16 protein-coding genes are annotated in these 18,496 nt (G+C 53.6%); all 16 read right to left on the reverse strand.

Annotated features, from left to right (window positions below; genetic code table 11):
* Positions 1 to 164: 164 nt before the first annotated feature.
* The 16 genes from ribH to carB all read right to left on the reverse strand — a co-directional run bounded on the left by ribH (position 165) and on the right by carB (position 18,488).
* Positions 165 to 638: a 6,7-dimethyl-8-ribityllumazine synthase gene (gene ribH, locus CULFRC11_RS05930; RefSeq protein ID WP_023635757.1), complete on the reverse strand. Its 474-nt coding sequence runs from the start codon at positions 636 to 638 to the stop codon at positions 165 to 167.
* A gap of 11 nt (positions 639 to 649) precedes the next feature.
* A complete protein-coding gene (locus tag CULFRC11_RS05935; protein WP_309543733.1) occupies positions 650 to 1,996 on the reverse strand; it encodes a bifunctional 3,4-dihydroxy-2-butanone-4-phosphate synthase/GTP cyclohydrolase II in 1,347 nt (448 codons plus the stop codon).
* A 16-nt stretch (positions 1,997 to 2,012) separates the two neighbouring features.
* A complete protein-coding gene (locus CULFRC11_RS05940) occupies positions 2,013 to 2,654 on the reverse strand; it encodes a riboflavin synthase (RefSeq protein WP_023635759.1) in 642 nt (213 codons plus the stop codon).
* A gap of 135 nt (positions 2,655 to 2,789) precedes the next feature.
* The gene (gene ribD / locus CULFRC11_RS05945; protein WP_031270334.1) at positions 2,790 to 3,851 is read right to left on the reverse strand and encodes a bifunctional diaminohydroxyphosphoribosylaminopyrimidine deaminase/5-amino-6-(5-phosphoribosylamino)uracil reductase RibD; all 1,062 of its coding nucleotides are present in this window, start codon (positions 3,849 to 3,851) and stop codon (positions 2,790 to 2,792) included.
* A gap of 13 nt (positions 3,852 to 3,864) precedes the next feature.
* Positions 3,865 to 4,539: a ribulose-phosphate 3-epimerase gene (rpe, locus tag CULFRC11_RS05950; RefSeq protein ID WP_013911593.1), complete on the reverse strand. Its 675-nt coding sequence runs from the start codon at positions 4,537 to 4,539 to the stop codon at positions 3,865 to 3,867.
* 83 nt (positions 4,540 to 4,622) lie between these two features.
* Complete coding sequence (locus tag CULFRC11_RS05955; RefSeq protein WP_023635760.1) at positions 4,623 to 6,137, reverse strand: RsmB/NOP family class I SAM-dependent RNA methyltransferase; 1,515 nt, start codon at positions 6,135 to 6,137, stop codon at positions 4,623 to 4,625.
* Positions 6,134 to 7,075 carry a methionyl-tRNA formyltransferase gene (gene fmt, locus CULFRC11_RS05960; protein WP_023635761.1) on the reverse strand — a complete coding sequence of 314 codons (942 nt, stop codon included), beginning with the start codon at positions 7,073 to 7,075 and terminating at the stop codon, positions 6,134 to 6,136. The genes CULFRC11_RS05955 and fmt overlap by 4 nt, the downstream gene beginning before the upstream one ends.
* A 41-nt stretch (positions 7,076 to 7,116) precedes the next feature.
* A complete protein-coding gene (gene def / locus CULFRC11_RS05965) occupies positions 7,117 to 7,626 on the reverse strand; it encodes a peptide deformylase (RefSeq protein ID WP_023635762.1) in 510 nt (169 codons plus the stop codon).
* Positions 7,627 to 7,756: 130 nt separating this feature from the next.
* Positions 7,757 to 9,802, reverse strand: coding sequence for a primosomal protein N' (locus tag CULFRC11_RS05970; RefSeq protein WP_023635763.1), 2,046 nt, complete (start codon positions 9,800 to 9,802; stop codon positions 7,757 to 7,759).
* Between the two features lie 66 nt (positions 9,803 to 9,868).
* On the reverse strand, positions 9,869 to 11,098 hold the full coding sequence (gene metK, locus CULFRC11_RS05975; protein WP_023635764.1) for a methionine adenosyltransferase: 1,230 nt from the start codon (positions 11,096 to 11,098) through the stop codon (positions 9,869 to 9,871).
* A 168-nt stretch (positions 11,099 to 11,266) separates the two neighbouring features.
* Entirely contained in the window at positions 11,267 to 12,520 is a 1,254-nt protein-coding gene (gene coaBC, locus CULFRC11_RS05980) for a bifunctional phosphopantothenoylcysteine decarboxylase/phosphopantothenate--cysteine ligase CoaBC (RefSeq protein ID WP_038620988.1), read from the reverse strand.
* A 105-nt stretch (positions 12,521 to 12,625) separates the two neighbouring features.
* Positions 12,626 to 12,904 carry a DNA-directed RNA polymerase subunit omega gene (gene rpoZ, locus CULFRC11_RS05985; protein ID WP_013911601.1) on the reverse strand — a complete coding sequence of 93 codons (279 nt, stop codon included), beginning with the start codon at positions 12,902 to 12,904 and terminating at the stop codon, positions 12,626 to 12,628.
* 121 nt (positions 12,905 to 13,025) lie between these two features.
* Positions 13,026 to 13,601 carry a guanylate kinase gene (gene gmk / locus CULFRC11_RS05990; RefSeq protein ID WP_023635767.1) on the reverse strand — a complete coding sequence of 192 codons (576 nt, stop codon included), beginning with the start codon at positions 13,599 to 13,601 and terminating at the stop codon, positions 13,026 to 13,028.
* Between the two features lie 3 nt (positions 13,602 to 13,604).
* Entirely contained in the window at positions 13,605 to 13,928 is a 324-nt protein-coding gene (gene mihF / locus CULFRC11_RS05995; protein ID WP_013911603.1) for an integration host factor, actinobacterial type, read from the reverse strand.
* 351 nt (positions 13,929 to 14,279) lie between these two features.
* A complete protein-coding gene (pyrF, locus tag CULFRC11_RS06000) occupies positions 14,280 to 15,104 on the reverse strand; it encodes an orotidine-5'-phosphate decarboxylase (protein WP_181878574.1) in 825 nt (274 codons plus the stop codon).
* A 21-nt stretch (positions 15,105 to 15,125) separates the two neighbouring features.
* A complete protein-coding gene (gene carB / locus CULFRC11_RS06005; RefSeq protein ID WP_023635769.1) occupies positions 15,126 to 18,488 on the reverse strand; it encodes a carbamoyl-phosphate synthase large subunit in 3,363 nt (1,120 codons plus the stop codon).
* Positions 18,489 to 18,496 lie beyond the last annotated feature (8 nt).

An 18,496-nucleotide genomic window follows, 5' to 3' on the forward strand; every position in this document is an offset into this window, starting at 1 on the left:
ATCAGCGAGGCAGATAAAACGGCGCTCTTACCTGCCTTACACGAATCGCTGAATATCCTACTCGGTTACAGAGCCAGCCACATACTTGTTGGCTGCTCAGCTGTTTCTTTTCACCATATTTAGAAAAATTTTACCTTATCTCTCTACCATACTCCCGTGACTTTTTAGGCACCGTCTAAAGAACGAAGCACCACCGCTGTATGGAGAGCCGCCACGGTAGCCTCTGCCCCCTTGTTTTCTACAGAATCTTCAAATCCAGCTCTGTCTCTGGCTTGGTCTTCAGTCTCTGTAGTCAAGACACCGTTACCGATGGGAGTCTGCTCATCAAGAGCAATCCGGGTAAGCCCTTGCGTTACGGAATCACAGACATAGTCAAAATGGGGCGTACCACCGCGGATGACGCATCCTGACGCCACGACGGCGTCGCAAAGCTTAGCCAAACGTTGCGCCACTATCGGGAGTTCTAATGCCCCTATCACCCGGCGCTCAATCACCTGCGCATGGCAGCGCTGTGCTGCTGCGATCGCTTCTGAGTGCAATCTCTGGCAGATCTCTTCATTCCACGTCGATGTAACGATGCCGATAGTCAAGCCTGTAGCGTCGACATGCGTAATATCCGGTAGTCCATCTTTGCTCATAAAGCTTCCTTTTACTCGTGCTCGTTCACATACGTTTCAATCCATGGCAGATCATGACGCATCCGATCCCGCTTTGTGGTCAAATAGCGAAGATTGTCTTCATTCACTGAGACTTCTACGGGCGTCCGACCGGATACCTCCAAGCCGTAACGAGTCAAGCCCTCATGCTTGCTGGGATTATTGCTTAACAAGTTAGCTGATTGAACTCCCAGGTCATGCAGGATAAAAGCCGCTATGCCATAATCACGGGCGTCTGCGGGCAAGCCCAAAGCAAGGTTCGCGTCTACGGTGTCTGCCCCACCATCTTGAAGATGATATGCCCGTAGTTTCTCAGCTAAGCCGATTCCCCGACCCTCTTGGCCTCGCAGATATAACACCACGCCGCGCCCTTTTTCCTGAACCATTGCCATCGATGCATGAAGTTGCTGACCACAATCACAACGCCTGGACCCGAACACATCTCCCGTCAAGCATTCCGAGTGGACACGAACGAGGACATCTGCGCCGTCATTATCAGCGATATCACCGACCACGAGTGCCACGTGTTCCACTCCGTCAGACAGGGCTCGGTATCCCACGGCCGTGAAAAATCCAAAGTCTGTGGGCAGCCGGGTGGATGCCACACGTTCAGCTACTGGCGTAACAACCTGTACATCTGTGCCCGCTGGGTCCTCATAGGGCTTCACTGGGTCATGTTGTGTACGCCACTCGATCATCTGATCAATGGAGATCAGGGATAGACCGTGTTTATCTGCAAATCGACGCAACTCAGGACCCCGGGCCATGTCGGTGGGATCGTCCTCGCTTACCACTTCACACAACACACCCGCGGGGCGTAAACCAGCTAGTCGGGCTAAATCAACAGCCGCTTCCGTATGTCCAGGCCTTTCAAGAACGCCACCAGGTAAAGCTCGTAGCGGAACCACATGTCCTGGTCGAGTAAAGTCTCCTGGGGTTGAAGCAGGATCCACCAATGCTTGAATGGTATGTGCCCGGCTAGTAGCGGAAATTCCGGTAGAACCCGTGTTGGCGTCCACGGTTACCGTATATGCAGTTCCTCGGGCATCTTGGTTATGGGCGACCATCGGAGGAAGCCCTAGCCTGTCACAATCTTTGCCAGTCAAAGACGCACAGATGTATCCCGAAGAATATCGGACCATAAAAGCTACAAGCTCAGGCGTTGCTTTTTCCGCAGCGAAAATAATATCGCCTTCGTTTTCACGATCCTCGTTATCAACGACGATAACGGCTTTCCCCGCAGCAATATCCGCAATCGCAGTATCCACGGAGTCGAGGCGGACGCGATCAGAGTATTCAGCGTCATCGTGAGCTGTCTGACCGGGTGTGTCGATATGGATAGTCACGATGATAACTCTAGCGCGCGTCCAGGTTCACGATGCTCGCCGGGGGAACCGCTTGCGCTGTGAGCATCCGCTCCACATATTTGGCTAATACGTCTACTTCGAGGTTCACGCGGTCACCCAGCTGACGCTGTCCATGTGTTGTTGCTTGCAAAGTAGTAGGGATAAGGGATACTTCAAACCAATGATTCCCCTCGGTTTCCCCTAACCCGGAGACAGTAAGCGAGGTTCCGTCCACAGAAATCGAACCTTTTTCTACTACATAGCGAGACAGCTCTTGAGGCAGTGTGAACCGCAGAACAGTCCAATGCTCTGATTGTTCTTGCGTTATCAACTCCGCAGTGCCATCCACATGACCTTGGACGATATGGCCGTCGAGACGCCCATCTGCACGTAATGCGCGTTCCAGATTAACCGGTGCCCCTACCGTAAGCTCCCCTAAAGACGAGCGTACGAGTGATTCCTGCATGACATCCGCGCTAAAAAATCCTTTTTGGATATCAGTAACAGTCAAACACACCCCATTCACCGCTATGGAGTCCCCCAACGACGTGCCTTCAAGCACCTTATGCGCTGCAATGGAAAGAACAACGGAATCCGATAGCTCCTCCAGGGCTGCCACAGTACCGACTTCTTCTACTATTCCGCTAAACATTTTTCCCTTTCATTCTCTTATCCACGATTGTTGTACTACGAAATGCTTATCGACGCCCCACGCATTCTGAACTATCCCCAGAAAGGCCGCCAACCACACGGCTCCGCGAAAAGCGTCTTGTTCCTGGAGCTTGAATTATTGCTGTCTTACCAAGACCCGCAGGACGTCCTCTCCCAGTAGCTCTACCCGTTGCGTGTGCATGTGCGTGGCATCACTCAGAGTGGGAGAAATGCTGCGAGCAAGAGCGTTCCTACCCGCCCCTAGGAATAGCGGTGCGGAATAATCATGAAATTCATCAATAACGCCGCTCTCAAATGCTGAGGCAATAAGCCCTGCGCCTCCTTCTAAAAGCACATACCTGCATCCCCTGTCCCACAGATTGTGCAGAGCCTCATCCAGATCCAAAAACTTCAAGACAGTCGGATCATTGAGGTGTGCGTTCTCAGGTAGTGTTCGCGAGCCGACGACAACACGAAGAGGTTGAGATAGAAGCTCTTTCCCCTTAGGGTCTCTCGCGGTAAGCCTCGGGTTATCCGCCAAAGCAGTTCCGGTTCCTACGACAATTGCGTCAAACATTTTCCGTTGGTTGGTTGCATAACTACGTGCCGCTTCACCAGTAATCCATTGAGAGGTGCCGTCAACTGCTGCAATAAAACCGTCTATTGTGTGAGCCGATTTCCCCACTACATAGGGGCGTTGTAAGTGCTGAGCCTGTAGCCAGGGGCGTAGAGCCCGAATCGGCAAATCCAAAAAAGTAACGCGAACTCCATTTTTCTGCAAAAACTCGTGCCCACCGCCTTCTTTCCCACCTGGATCTTTAAGGCAATAGATGACCTCAGCGATTCCTGAGTCAAGAAGAGCTTGTGTACAAGGGCCAGTTCTTCCTTGGTGCTGGCAAGGTTCCAGTGTCACCATAATCGTGGCACCACGAGCAGCAGTGCCGGCCGCTTGAAGCGCCATGACTTCAGCATGCGGACCCCCTACTGGTTGGGTACATCCAACTCCAACGATGTCTCCTTGCGAAGAAACCACGGCGGCCCCTACTGGTGGGTTAGGACTCGTCGATCCCTGGGCTTTTTCTCCTTGTTCAACTGCTGCGTATAAACCAGCCATGACTGACGCAGAAAGCTCATAAGTAGTGAGATCTCTGTGTTCAGCAAAAAGGCCCGCCCCTTGACTATTCAGTCCAAAGGGCAAGCCAATTCTCTTGTTATCGTGCACGCTGCGCCAATTCCCGAAGCTCATCAATCGCAGCATTGCGATCACTGTGCTTATATACCGCCGAACCAGCCACAAAAGCATCGCAACCGGCTTCCGCAGCCTGCGCTATGGTCTCTGCGGAAATTCCGCCATCGATTTCGATAATGACGTCTAGATTTCGCGTATCGATCTCTTGACGCAACGTCCGAACTTTCTCAAGCTGATCAGGCATAAATTTTTGCCCACCGAACCCAGGTTCCACGCTCATCACCAAAACCTGATCAAACTCCTCCAGGTGTGGAAGATACGGCTCAATAGCCGTGCCAGGGCGCAAAGAGAACCCGGCGCGAACGCCTCGTTCTCTGATGTGTTGTGCCAGTGCACTGGGGTTGGAGGTGGCTTCTACATGGAAGATCACGCAGCTAGCGCCAGCATCGATGTAGTTATCTACCCATTTCTCAGGGTTTTCGATCATCAGATGGACGTCAAGAGGTTGATCCGTCGATTTATGTGCGGCCTTGGTGATGTCCGCACCAAAAGAGAGGTTGGGGACAAAATGGCCATCCATAATGTCCACATGGATCCAATCGGCGTGTGACACCTCTGCGATCTCTTCCCCTAACTTGGAAAAGTCAGCGGAAAGGATCGACGGAGCGATAATGGGTTGGCGCGCTTCTGTAGTCATAACTCAGTATCTTAGCTACGACCTAAGCAGCAAGAAATGAGAAGCACTATTCGGGGCGGCCAATCCAGGTATGAAAAATGGATTTATTCGCTTGGTTTTTTCAGCACGGCAAAGAACATGGCATCGGTTCCATGATGATGGGGCCACATCTGAACGGATTTATATTCTCCGGTGTGGGACATCTCAGGCACCAAAGCAGCTGCGTCTTCTTCCACCATTCCTAGATGAGTGAGCGCATGGTCAACGATGTCGCGGGTCTCGCGTAGATCTGGTGAGCAGGTTGAGTACACCACAACACCGCCAGGGCGGACGAGTGTGCATGCTGAGGCGAGAAGTTCCTTTTGGAGCGGGACCAGCTCAGTGATATCTGATTCCTTTTTGCGCCAGCGAGCATCGGGGCGACGGCGCAGGGCTCCAAGCCCTGAGCAGGGGGCGTCGACGAGGACGCGGTCGTATCCATAGCTGAGGCCTGGGTTGCGTCCGTCAGCGACTTTTACTCGGACGGGCAGGCCGGCAACGGTCTTTTCGATAAGGCGCGCGCGGTGCTCGGAGATCTCTATGGCGTCTACGTGGGCGGCGTCGATACGCGCGAGTGCGCCGAGTAGTGCTGCCTTGCCTCCGGGTCCTGCGCAGAGGTCCAGCCAGCGGCCAGTATCAGTTCCGTCAACGGGTGCTTCTGCTAGGGCGCGTGCGATGAGTTGGCTTCCTTCATCTTGCACGGCTGCGAGTTGTTGCTGAAATGGTTCTAGTTCGCCGGGATCGCCACTTTCAAGATAGACAGCATAAGGCGAGTATTTTCCTTGTTCTCCACCGGTGATGAGGGATAGCTCTAATGCACTGATCTCGCCGGGGCGGGCAACCAGGTGCACGATCGGTCGATCTGAGTCTGCTCGAAGTGTTTCTTCCAGGTTGGAGAGTCCCACGACGCGTGAGAAACTATGTGCTATCCATTCGGGATGCGCGGTGCGGAATGCTATGTTTGCAACTTCGCTCTGTGGCGCGAGTCGATCCATCCATTCTGCGGGTGTGCTCCGAGAAATGGTGCGCAGGATTCCGTTAACAAATCCTTTGGCTTTATCGTGCCCTAGAGCTTCTACGATACGGACTGTTGTGTCTACGGCCGCGTGGGGTTCCACTCGCATGTACATCAGCTGGTAAGCGCCAAGGCGTAGCGCATCCAATAGCTCAGGGTGAATCGTATTCAGTCCCCGTGATGAGCACTCCCCAATCAATGCGTCGAGTACGCCTACTGTACGTAATGTTCCATAAGTCAGTTCAGTGGCAAAGGCGGCGTCTCTGCCATGAACGTTGGCTTTGTTCAACAGTTTGGGAAGGGTGAGGTTGGCAAAGGCGTTCTCTGAGCTTACGCGGTGGAGAACATGAAAAGCAACGCTTCGCGCGGTATCAACTCCGGATAGTTTCCGGAATCCGCCCTGTGGTGCACGGTTTTCCTGGGCACGGTCACCGGATCTGCGGTTGCCTTGCGGTCGCTTTTTTTGCCCGTATCTGCGTTGTGCTTCTGGTTCTCTGCCCGCAGTTCTATCAGGGTTAGGTTTTCCTGCAGACCGCGATCGAGATCTGAATCCTCCTTGGCTCATTCGAACCTCAGTCCTTCCTTATTGTGCAGACCACGGGCCCAATCCGACGCCTGCATCCGTTTCTTCCCCTGCGGCTGGATCATGTCTAGCTTCACGCATCCGTGGTGGGTGCCTACTAGAACTCGATTTTTCTCGATCACGATCTCCCCTGCCTCCGCCGAGTATTCCTCTGCGGATATATACGTTACGGGGCTAAGTTTAAAGCGTTGGCCATCCAGTGTTGTCCATGCACCGGGGCCGGGAGTGACTGAACGGATGAGTCGGTCGATATCTGCGCCGGTCGCGTCCCACTTTACTCGTGCATCGTCAGTGAGAATCTTGTGGGCGTACGAAGGCTCGCCGACCTGTGGCCGTGGTTCTGCCTTCCCCGCTGCCAGATCGTCCATCGTTTTTACCAACAAGTCTGCGCCGGCATAGGCCAGACGGGTGAGCAGATCATCTGAGGTGTCTGTGGGGTTGATGGGTTCTTCCAAAGTGCCCAGGATGTCACCGGTGTCTAGGCCTTGGTCTATGCGGAATGTTGTAGCACCGGTGATGGCGTCTCCATTGCGAATGGCCGATTGCACTGGTGCTGCTCCACGCCACGCAGGAAGCAAGGAAAAATGAAGGTTAACCCACCCGTGAGGTACTGCGTCGAGCAGATCTTGCGTGATCAAATTGCCATAGGCGACTACGGGGACGCAGTCCGGGGATAGTTCTTCCAGCCGGGCGCGGAAGGCTTCCCCATCGGGGGTTCCAGGCTTGATGCTGGTCGGGGTGAGTATTTCTATCCCGTGTTGTTGTGCGAGCGCAGAAACAGGAGAGGGCTGTAGAGTTCTCCCTCGTCCTTTGGGCGCATCAGGGCGAGTGAGGACCGCGATCACCTCGTGATCACTGGCGAGTAGTTTTTCCAGAGCAACGACTGCGGGTTCTGGAGTCCCCGCAAATATAAGACGCATTTTATCCTTCTTGGGTATGCTGATCCGACTGATTGTCCCGGCTAAGCGTTGAACCATTCAGACTGTCTGATGGTTGCCATTGCATCTTTACGGTGTTCTTTATCAAGCCTCTTAAGGAACAAAATCCCGTCGAGATGGTCTGTCTCATGCTGGATGCAGCGTGCCATCAAACCGGAGGCCACCATGGAAAAAGTTTTTCCGGACACGTCTTGACCTGTGACTTTCACTGTCTCAAAACGAACTGTGTCTTCCTGAACATCAGGAATCGACAAACACCCTTCTGGCCCTAGTTGAGTGTTCTCCCCGATAGGCTCCCATACGGGGTTGATGATGTGGCCTCGCAGCCCGTCCTCTATATGCGAGCAGTCGTAAACAAATACTCTCTTGGTCACTCCCACTTGGTTGGCGGCAAGCCCTACGCCACCTGCCGCATCCATTGTTTCAAGCATATCGTTGACCAAGTTTCCTAAACTCTTGTCAAAGACGGTTACTTCATCTGCACGTGTAGTAAGGACCGGATCGCCAAAAAATCTGATGTCACGAATGGTCAAGAGAATACAGTTCCTTTTTTAAGTTCATAGGTTCACATAAAATTTTGCCTGCTGGCTGCGCTATATCGCGATGAAGCTTGTCGACGCTCGCCAGCATCCTTTTATTTAAGGTAGCAGGGCTACATAAGCTTTAGCCCACCTTAATGGGATCTACCTTAATGCGAAGCGGCAGTTCTTCCTTACGTGCCCCACGTTCAATCAGCCCGGCACGTAAGGCTTGACCTAATTGGTTACGCCCAGCCAGTGGTGTCCTAATCAAGATCCGTTGGGGCGGCCCATACTCACGTTCATCATATTCACCAGGAAGTTTACTTCCTGGAGGTAGATCGACTGGTCCTAAAATCTCAGCGTGGGGCGGCAAATGAGTAAACGAAAGAAAAGCATCCAACGCAGTGCGTGCTCCGTCGATAGCCGCCATATGCGCTGCAGGTGGAAAGTGTACTTCTCGTCGCTCCAGCAGTTCTCGATGGGCAGCACCGACCATATCCCATCGGATAAGGGCTTGAACCTGCGGCAAACTAGCATCCGCCGCAATGATGACTTCCCCACCTGCATCGTGCGGGGCAACCAACGTCGCTGCAGCCGCCCATTTAGCGAGCGTATCTTCCCCTGCCCGAAGATCCTGTCTGCCAATCAAAGCCCAAGCATCCAAGAACACAGCAGCGCCGTAGCGCCCCGCTATAACTTCTGGCTCAGCACCGGGTGTGGTCACGACCAAAGCGGGTTCGTTGGGTACCCAGTCGATAACCCTTTGACCACCAGAGGTAATCACCTTCACTCCGGGAAAGGCCCTACCTATTTCTTCAGCAGTTCGCTCAGCTCCCAGCACGACGGCACGAAGCTTGATTGAACCACATTGTGGGCAGCGATAATGCGAATCTGGACGCCCGCACCAACGACATGTGGGTAAAGCCCCCATCCCATTCATCTCTGAGCCGGAGGGCAACTCCAAAGGACCATTGCAGTGTCTGCACCTGGCAGGAGAACGGCACGTTCCACAAGAAAGCGTGGGAACGTATCCTTTGCGCGGTACTTGAATCAACACTGGTTCTTCGCGTTGAAGTCCTGCTCGTAATGCTTTAAACGCGGTAGAGGACATACGTGCAGAAAACGCCAAGGGGTCGCGTTCCAATGCGCTATTGGAATCAGCAACAGCGCGAATCCTCGGCATCTGAGCGCGAATTCTGTCGCGAGAAGCAACAAGATCGTGCGCCCATCCAGACTCGACCAACAACTGGGTCTCTGCAGTGCGCGAGTGTCCTGCTAACAGCAGCGAACACTGTTGCTGGCTCACCCGTGTGGTCAAAACCTCGCGAGCATGAACGTACGGAGCTCTAGGATCAGAAAGGTTCTCATCGCCATCGTCTTTTATGATTGCCAGAGCAAGATTGGCTACTGGTGCAAAGGCCGCGCTGCGAGTACCTACTACCAACCTGCCCTGGCCGTGGAGAATACTTAAAAACCTGCGGTAGCGGGCCTGCGGTCCAAGTGCAGATGTAAGCACAGTGATGTGTTTGGCGGAAACGTGGTTGCGCAGCGCCTGTTCCATCTTGTCTACGTCACGTTGATCGGGAACCACGATGAGCACCCCGCCACCATCCTTGGCCACTTTAGCTGCTAATGCTGCTATGGCGGCTGACCAATCATCCCCTGGAGTAATTTGCCACGCCGCACGGGCAGTTTTGCCAGAAATTATCGCATCCACAAAAGACTGACCGTGCATGTATGTAGCCCATGCGGATAAATCTGGTTCTTCTACCTCGCCAAAGTCTTCCCATGGCTGAGCCGTATCGGATTCTTCGGCCTTTGCATGACGTGAGGGAAGAGCGGCGCGGATAAGGTCCGACGTGACCGCGGCATAACGGACAGCTAGGGCGTCGACAAGCTGCCGCATCTCCGGGGTGAAGACTTTTTCCGGAGAGATTACTCGTTCCAACCATTTAAGTTGTCCCTGATGCTCTTGATCCGAGGTCCGCTCAAGCAGCAACGCATCAACTAAGCGCCCTCCGAATCGGACTCTCACTCTCACCCCTGGCTGAGCTATTGCGTCTTGTGTCGAGTCGATGAGGTATTCAAAAGGACGATCGAGGTGAGCAATACCCAAAAGAGGTAAGACCCGTGCCACTGGCAAATGCGGAGCAGGTTCACGGGTCTTAGGCATGTGGAAATCATACATTCTGACTCCACGATTGTGGTGGAGTGGGTAAACCACTCGAAGGTTCTCTACACAATCATGAGAGAACTAGAAGCCCACAGCCGAGCGCAGAGCATCCACTCGGTCAGTCTTTTCCCAAGGCAGATCTAGATCATCTCGACCAAAATGGCCGTATGCTGCGGTATCAGCATAGATGGGGCGCAATAGGTCTAGATCGCGGATAATCGCGGCCGGCCGCAGGTCGAAAACCTCTAGCACGGCCTGCTGAATCTTTTCATCGGTGAGCTCCGCGTGCGCGGTACCAAAGGTCTCCACATAGAGCCCCACGGGTTTAGCGCGACCAATCGCATAAGCAACTTGGACTTCTGCTCGATCGGCAAGACCAGCCGCCACTATGTTTTTGGCCACCCATCGCATTGCATAGGCGCCAGATCGGTCAACTTTGCTCGGATCTTTTCCGGAGAAAGCCCCGCCACCATGCCGAGCCATTCCACCATACGTGTCCACGATTATTTTGCGGCCAGTCAAACCAGCGTCACCCATGGGGCCGCCAACGATGAAGGAGCCTGAAGGGTTAACCAGCAGCGTGTACTCATTATCGGCTAGGTTTCCAGCAATTCCGGCGTCACGGAGAACCCAATCCACAACGTTTTCACGAATCTGCTCATGCAACCATTCTTGGGTGACCTGTGGATCGTGCTGCGTAGATACCACAACGGTGTCCAGGTGTACCGGTTTCCCGGCCTCATCATAGGCAAAGGTGACCTGTGTTTTTCCATCAGGGCGCAGGTTGGGCACGATGCCTTCTTTACGAACCTGTGTTAAACGGCGCGACAACCGGTGGGCCAGATCAATAGGCAGTGGCATCAAAGTAGAGGTTTCCTTGGTTGCGTAACCAAACATCAGCCCCTGATCGCCAGCCCCCGCCTGATCGTCCTCGTCCGTTTGAGAACCAGAACGCACCTCATGTGACTGATCTACGCCTGCACCAATTTCTTGGGACTGCTCGCCGATGGAAACGCTAACTCCGCAGGTGCGACCATCGAAGCCTACCTCGGAAGAGTTGAATCCGATCTCAATCAGTTTGTCACGGACAAGCTTGGGAATCTCAACGTATCCCGATGTCCGAACCTCGCCAACCACGTGAACCAAACCGGTTGTAGTCACGGTTTCTACCGCAACACGTGCGTGAGGATCGACGGTGAGCAACGCATCCAAAATCGTGTCTGAGACAGCGTCACAGATTTTGTCTGGGTGGCCTTCGGTCACCGATTCGCTGGTAAACAGGCGAAGCTTCGCCTGAGAGTGTTGAGTCACTAAGTTTTGTCCTTACCTAAGAGTGCTGAAGGCATTACGCCATAACAACTGGTGTGCGCTCACAAGACGATTCCTAATCGCCTATATCCGACACATAATATAGACCAAGCTGTCTAACAAGACAAGCCCGAAGAATGAGACGAACCTTACTGGTGTTGCCAGGATGGTCTAGTCCGCTCCTCGTCGCTGATCAAGATTTTTCACTGCCGCATCCAGGATGCTAGAAGCCACACGCAGTTTAGAGCCATCGGGAATTTCCTGATACTCACCAGAAGAATGCAGCAAAAAGCCTCGGTTACGCGTCTCCCCAAAGACCAAACCCTCTCCGACCTCATTACACATCAAAAGGTCGCAGCCTTTACGCAAGATTTTTTCTCGAGCAAAATCGAGTGCACTATGTGAGGAATCCCCCGTTTCTGCGGCAAACCCCACGATAACGGTTGTTTCCTTGATCTGACTATCGTGCCGTGCTTCCACTAGGGATTTAAGAATATCTGGATTCTCCACCAGCTCTATACGAGACAGCGCAGCATCAGCAGAGCCCTTCTTTAATTTCAAAGGTGCCTCAGATGCTGGCCTATAATCCGCAACAGCCGCAGACATCACCACGATATCCGCATCCATAGCTTCAGCCATACACGCCTCATGCATATCCCGTGCAGAAGCAACACGAATCACGCGCGCCCCCAACGGCACAGGTAATTCATCAGTACGCCCTGCAACTACCACAACTTCTGCCCCTCGCTGTGCGGCAATTTCCGCGCATGCAAATCCCTGGCGACCTGAAGAGCTATTGGTAATACAGCGCACCGGATCAATCCGTTCTTGCGTTCCCCCGGCAGAGATCACCACTTTGCGGTTTTCTAAGTCCCGAGGCAGGTCAGCACCTTCATACACAGCTAATGCTAAATCGACAATCTGCTGGGGGTCGGGCAACCGACCAGGGCCAGAGTCGGCCCCAGTAAGGCGGCCATGTGCTGGGTCAAGAACTTTAATTCCTCGACGTCGGAGAGTACGAACATTTTCTTGAGTCGCTGGATGCAGCCACATTTCCGTGTGCATAGCTGGCGCTACAACCACAGGGCATGTAGCAACCAACAGCGTAGCCGTGAGGAGATCGTCAGCACGTCCCGCAACCATCCGCGCGAGAAGGTCCGCAGTAGCAGGCGCTATGACGATAAGATCTGCTTGCTTGCCGACGTTCACATGTTGCACTTCATCCACGCGATCATAAACGCTGGCGGTGACGGGGTTCCCCGACAACGCTTCCAGCGTCGCAGCACCGATGAATTTTAATGCATTCGCAGTAGGTACTACTCGTACATCATCACCAAGCTCTTTAAAGGCTCGCACCACATGACAAGCCTTATACGCTGCAACTCCCCCAGCGATACCTACTACAACCTTCCGAGTTTTAGGCACGGAAAGCACCCAACCTTTCTCATTGAAGAAGACCCCTTTACACCGAAACCGGAGGTAAAGGGGTCTAAGTAAGAGCAAACCAGAGCGGTTACACCGCGGTGGTTATTAGCCTTCCTCGTGATCGAGCAGTCCCTGCTCGATCTCGCGAAGTGCAATAGACAGCGGCTTTTCCTGAGCCTCAGGCGTGACCAGAGGACCAACGAATTCGAAGACGCCTTCGTCCGCCTGCTGGTAGTAGCTATTGATCTGGCGAGCTCGCTTTGCCGCGAAAATCACCAATGCGTACTTCGACGATACTCGCTTCAGTAGATCGTCGATCGGCGGAGCGGTAATGCCGGTTGGCGCATCATAAACGCCATCGTTGTTCTCAGTAACGTTGGTCACGTTGCTCACTGACACCTTTTCTTAAAAAGCTTGGTAGTTGTGCTGTACTAGGCCGCATAAAACCTCAAGGTTTCATTCTGCGGCGTTGCCACGGTTCCTGCCGCACCCCCGAAACGGGAGATTAGCAACACCCGAGCAGGATATCCCGAATCTCAGCGACCGTCTCATTAACCTTATCGTTGGTTACAACGTGCTTAAACTCACCCTGGGATGCTAGCTCCTGACGTGCAGTCTCCAGCCGCCTCTTGATCACGTCTTCGGGCTCCGTTCCCCGCCCAGTAAGACGATCTACAAGGACTTCCCACGATGGCGGAGCTAGGAAAACGGTCTCTGCTTCGGGCTTCAGCGCCGCGACGTTACGAGCACCAACAAGATCGACTTCAACCAGCACAGGACGGCCGGCTGACAACGCGTCTTCCACAGGCCCCGCGGGAGTTCCAGACCTCTGCAACCCACCATGGATTTCTGCCCATTCGAGCATATCCCCACCGTCGATACGAGACTGAAACTCCTCGGGAGTCACGAAGAAGTAATCCACACCATCAACTTCACCGGGGCGCGGTGCCCTCGTGGTCATCGAAACACTGAAGTAGAGGTTCGGTACTTCCTCGCGAAGGCGATGAACCACCGTGGACTTCCCCACAGCAGATGGTCCAGCTAAAACGACTAGCCGACCTTTTGGGTTATCGCCTGTCATTGATTAATCCTCGGAGAAGCCAAAGCGCTCAAGCAGAGCGCGACGCTGACGATCGCCAAGACCACGCAGACGGCGTGTCTGAGCAATCTCCAGCTCCTCCATGATTTCCTTGGCCTTAACTTTGCCTACCTTAGGAAGAGACTCGAGGAGAGCGGAAACCTTGGTCTTGCCGATAATCTCGTCAGAAGATGCCTTATTCAGTACCTCTTTGAGCGTGATGTCACCGCGCTTGAGCTGTTCTTTCAGCTCTGCACGTGCCTTGCGGGCCTCAGCAGCCTTAGCGAGGGCTTCCTTACGCTGCTCGTCGGTCAACTTGGGAAGGGCCACGGGGTTCCTCCGATTCGAAATTTATTATTGGGGATTTGTGACGCTATATGCGCCGGCAATCAACGATACACATTTCTTGAAGTCTCCACTGCACAAACACTCTCAAAAATTTTGCTCAGCTTCTTTGAAAGCGCCACACTGAAAACTTCAATCCTAGTGCCGCATTCAATGAGCTTTAGTCATCCACCGCGCTGCGATGAAACATACTAAAACCCGCGGCACTGCGTTGATTTCCGGTTTAGTCTAGCATCAGATTGCAAAAGTCTAGGTAATCAACCTAAAAAGTTGAAAAACCGCAGGTCACCAAACGGCAACCTGCGATCTCTCAAACTCCCACTAGCTGGGAAAACATTAATCTCTAAAATCTAATACGGCGAGAGCTGCTGCTTCTTTAAGGGCTGCCACCGACGGCCCCTGCGCAAGAATCGCACGAGAGATATTTGGGAAAGCAAGGTCCTTTATTCCCTCAGTAATCCGCGAGATATCCTCCGCTGTCGCGCCCTGTGCGCCCACTCCGGGGAGTAAGACAGGACCAGCAAGCTGAGACAGCTGTGGAGGCTCAGCAAGGGTTGCTCCCACTACTACTCCGATATTTCCGGCGCCACCGGCCTCAGCATGCCTAGAGTTAGTCTGAGCTACTGAATCCACAATCTGCTGCGATATCGTTCTCCCCTGGCTATCCTGCTGATCTTGCAACGCGCGCGCCTCTGGGTTAGATGTCGCAGCTAAAACAAAGACCCCTCGGTTTTTCTGCTCTGCAATGTCCAATACTGGTTTCAGCGAACCATAGCCCAGATAGGGAGACACCGTAACTGCATCACAGCACAGCGGTGACGCATCGTTTAGCCATGCGGTGGCATAGCCCGCCATTGTGGATCCAATATCCCCACGCTTGGCGTCGGCAAGCACTAACGTGCCCGCGTCACGCAGGTGCGCGATTGCGTCTTCCAGAATGGCGAATCCCGAGGAGCCATAAGATTCATAGAAGGCAACCTGCGGTTTTACCAGTGCAGTATTCCCGGCAAAAGCCTCCACGCAGATCTCTGTGAAAGCCGCTAAGCCCCGAACATCCGAAGAAAGCCCCCACTGCTCCATCAAAGCTGCATGTGGATCAATGCCTACACAAAGCCTGCCGTGGGCAGCTCCAGCGCGTCGAAGCCGCTCACCGAAAGTTATCTGTGGTTGTTCCACTATGCCTTACTTTCCGCTCAATGAATGATCTAGCTCTTGCAGCGGACGCACGCTGAGCTCGCCTTGTTGCAGCGCCTCGATACCCTGCACCGCAGCCGTAACACCTTGAACTGTGGTTACAAGCGGAACTCCAACAGAAACCGCCGCTGCACGGATCTGGTAACCATCATGGCGTGCACCAGACGAGCCGGCAGGCGTGTTTAAGATGAGATCAACTTCACCTGCATTGATGATGTCGACGATCGAACGACGTCCGCCCAGATCGCCTTGCTCTGCAGCTTCCCTCGCCTGCGTCTGTTTGAGGACGACCTCGCACTCAATGCCATTACGACGCAGCATCCCCGCGGTACCGGATGTTGCCAGCACTTTAAAGCCTAACGACGCCAAGCGCTGAATCGGGAAGATGAGCGTCCTTTTATCCCTGTTAGCTACCGAGACAAAGACCGTGCCAGAGGTAGGTAACGCCCCGAAGGCGGCTTGTTCTGCCTTAGCGTAGGCCGCACCGAAGTTATCTGCGAGCCCCATGACCTCGCCAGTGGATTTCATCTCCGGACTCAGAAGAGTATCGAGCATGCTTCCATCTGGCCGGCGGAAACGGTTAAACGGCAGCACAGCCTCCTTGACCGCGATAGGAGAATGCTCCGGCAAAGAACCTCCATCGAAGTCCGTGGGAATCATCCCCTCTTGTTGCAGCTCAGGAATTGTCGCCCCAGCCATAATGCGAGCTGCTGCCTTAGCAAGTGGCACTCCTGTGGCCTTTGAAACGAATGGGACCGTGCGCGATGCGCGAGGGTTGGCCTCAATGACATACAGGATGTCGTCCTTGAGTGCGTATTGGACGTTCATCAGTCCTCGCACGCCAATGCCATGTGCAAGCGCCTCAGTAGAACGTCTGACGGTCTCAATATCTTCTGCACCCAGGGTCATAGGTGGAAGTGCGCAAGCCGAATCGCCCGAGTGGATTCCGGCTTCCTCGATGTGCTCCATCACGCCGGCGAGGTAGACATGTTCGCCGTCGCATAGCGCGTCAACATCGATCTCAATGGCGTTATCCAGGAATCTATCCACAAGAACTGGGTGATCGCTAGTGATCTCTGTGGCCCGATCAATATAACTATGCAGCGCTTTTTCGTCATATACGATCTCCATTCCTCTGCCGCCTAGGACATAGGAAGGACGCACAAGCACTGGATAGCCAATCCGGGAGGCGACTTCCTTGGCATCCTCAAACGAGGTAGCCGTGCCAAATTCCGGCGCAGGCAGCTGCGCTGCTTTAAGGACGTTTCCAAACTCGCCGCGGTCCTCAGCCAGGTCGATTGCCTCTGGGCTGGTGCCAATAACAGGAAGTCCCGCATCTCTCAGTTTCTCTGCTAGCCCCAGCGGAGTTTGCCCGCCTAGCTGGACAATAACTCCTGCCACCGTGCCAGATTGAGACTCTGCGTGGTAGACCTCCATGACGTCTTCAAAGGTCAACGGCTCAAAGTAAAGACGATCCGCAGTGTCATAATCAGTAGAAACAGTCTCAGGGTTGCAGTTAATCATCACTGTTTCATAGCCCACGCGTGAGAGCTCAAGTGCGGCATGGACACAGGAATAGTCAAACTCAATACCCTGACCAATCCGGTTCGGACCCGAACCCAGGATAATCATTTTCTCTTTTTCTACCTGCGGGCGGACCTCGGACTCAGCGTTCGGGTCCAATTCATAGGCGGAATAGTGGTACGGAGTAGTAGCTTCGAACTCCGCAGCACACGTATCTACTGTTTTGAAAACAGGACGCACGCCTAGAGACCAGCGCAGACGACGCACGCCGTCTTCCCCCGCAAACTCCGGACGCAGAGCAGCAATCTGTTTATCGGACAGACCCAGGAACTTTGCACGACGTAGCAAAGGCTCATCGAGAACTGGTGCAGCGACTAACTCCTCACGGAAATCCACAAGCGATTGCAGTTCTGCAAGGAACCATGGGTCAAGCCCTGAGGCTTCATGTACTTGCTCGATGCTAGCGCCCAGCCGAAGCGCAAGTTCTGCGTCATAAATTCGTCCTTGCGTAGGACGCTTCAGATCCTCCAGCACTGCAACAACGTCTTGTGCTCGCTCCCCTGCAAAAGCCTCATCGCTGGTGGTCCAGAAACCTGCCTGCTTATTCTCCAAAGAACGCATGACTTTGCCTAACGACGCAATGTAGTTGCGTCCCAGCGCCATAGCTTCGCCGACTGATTTCATCGTGGTAGTCAGGGTGTCATCAGACCCCACAAATTTTTCAAAGGCAAAACGAGGTGCCTTCACCACGACGTAGTCCAGCGTCGGCTCAAAAGCTGCAGGAGTAACTCCTGTGATGTCGTTAGTGATTTCATCCAACGTGTAGCCAATAGCCAGTTTCGCTGCGATCTTTGCGATCGGGAAGCCCGTGGCCTTTGAAGCCAAAGCCGAGGAACGAGACACACGCGGATTCATCTCGATAGTAATCAATCGGCCGTCTGCCGGGTTCACTGCGAATTGGATGTTACAGCCGCCGGTATCTACGCCAACTTCCCGAATGATGGCGATACCTTGATCGCGCATCTTCTGATACTCGCGGTCTGTGAGGGTCAGCGCAGGCGCGACCGTTACGGAGTCCCCTGTGTGAACACCCAGTGCGTCGACATTTTCAATGGAGCAGACAATAACCACGTTGTCCGCACCATCACGCATCAATTCAAGCTCGTATTCTTTCCACCCCAGAATCGATTCCTCGATCAAGACATTCGCCTCCGGTGATGCCGCTAAGCCACCACCAGCGATGCGCTCCAAGTCTTCTTGGTTAAATGCCAGGCCGGAACCAAGCCCACCCATAGTAAAGGAAGGACGTACCACCACTGGAAGACCGAGTTCCTCAACGGTCTCATAGACTTCATCCATATTGTGGCACACACGGGAACGAGCGGATTCGCCGCCGACCTTGGCAACGATATCTTTGAATTTCTGTCGATCTTCGCCGCGTTCGATCGCATCGATGTCAGCGCCGATGAGCTCCACATCATATTTTTTCAGGGATCCACGGCGATCAAGTTGGATAGCCACATTCAGTGCGGTTTGACCACCAAGCGTGGCAAGCACAGCATCAACCGGATGGCCTTCGGCCATCTCTTTTTCAAAGATCTTTTCAATGTATTCCGGCTGAATAGGCTCAACATACGTGTGGTCTGCAAACTCCGGATCCGTCATGATGGTTGCTGGATTGGAGTTGATCAAGGTCACGCGAAGGCCCTCTTCTTTAAGCACCCGGCATGCTTGAGTGCCCGAATAGTCAAATTCGCAGGCTTGACCGATAACGATAGGGCCAGATCCGATAACCAGGACGTGTTTAATGTCAGTACGCTTAGGCATATTTTAAA

This window comes from Corynebacterium ulcerans, from assembly GCF_000767685.1.
GTDB lineage: Bacteria > Actinomycetota > Actinomycetes > Mycobacteriales > Mycobacteriaceae > Corynebacterium > Corynebacterium ulcerans.

Excerpts from the sequence above, each read along its gene's own strand:
- carB (WP_023635769.1), bottom strand. The coding sequence starts at position 18,488 with ATGCCTAAGCGTACTGACATTAAACACGTCCTGGTTATCGGATCTGGC.
- gmk (WP_023635767.1), bottom strand. The coding sequence starts at position 13,601 with ATGACAGGCGATAACCCAAAAGGTCGGCTAGTCGTTTTAGCTGGACCA.
- ribH (WP_023635757.1), bottom strand. The coding sequence starts at position 638 with ATGAGCAAAGATGGACTACCGGATATTACGCATGTCGACGCTACAGGC.
- CULFRC11_RS05955 (WP_023635760.1), bottom strand. The coding sequence starts at position 6,137 with ATGAGCCAAGGAGGATTCAGATCTCGATCGCGGTCTGCAGGAAAACCT.
- CULFRC11_RS05970 (WP_023635763.1), bottom strand. The coding sequence starts at position 9,802 with ATGTATGATTTCCACATGCCTAAGACCCGTGAACCTGCTCCGCATTTG.
- fmt (WP_023635761.1), bottom strand. The coding sequence starts at position 7,075 with ATGCGTCTTATATTTGCGGGGACTCCAGAACCCGCAGTCGTTGCTCTG.
- CULFRC11_RS05940 (WP_023635759.1), bottom strand. The coding sequence starts at position 2,654 with ATGTTTAGCGGAATAGTAGAAGAAGTCGGTACTGTGGCAGCCCTGGAG.
- rpe (WP_013911593.1), bottom strand. The coding sequence starts at position 4,539 with ATGACTACAGAAGCGCGCCAACCCATTATCGCTCCGTCGATCCTTTCC.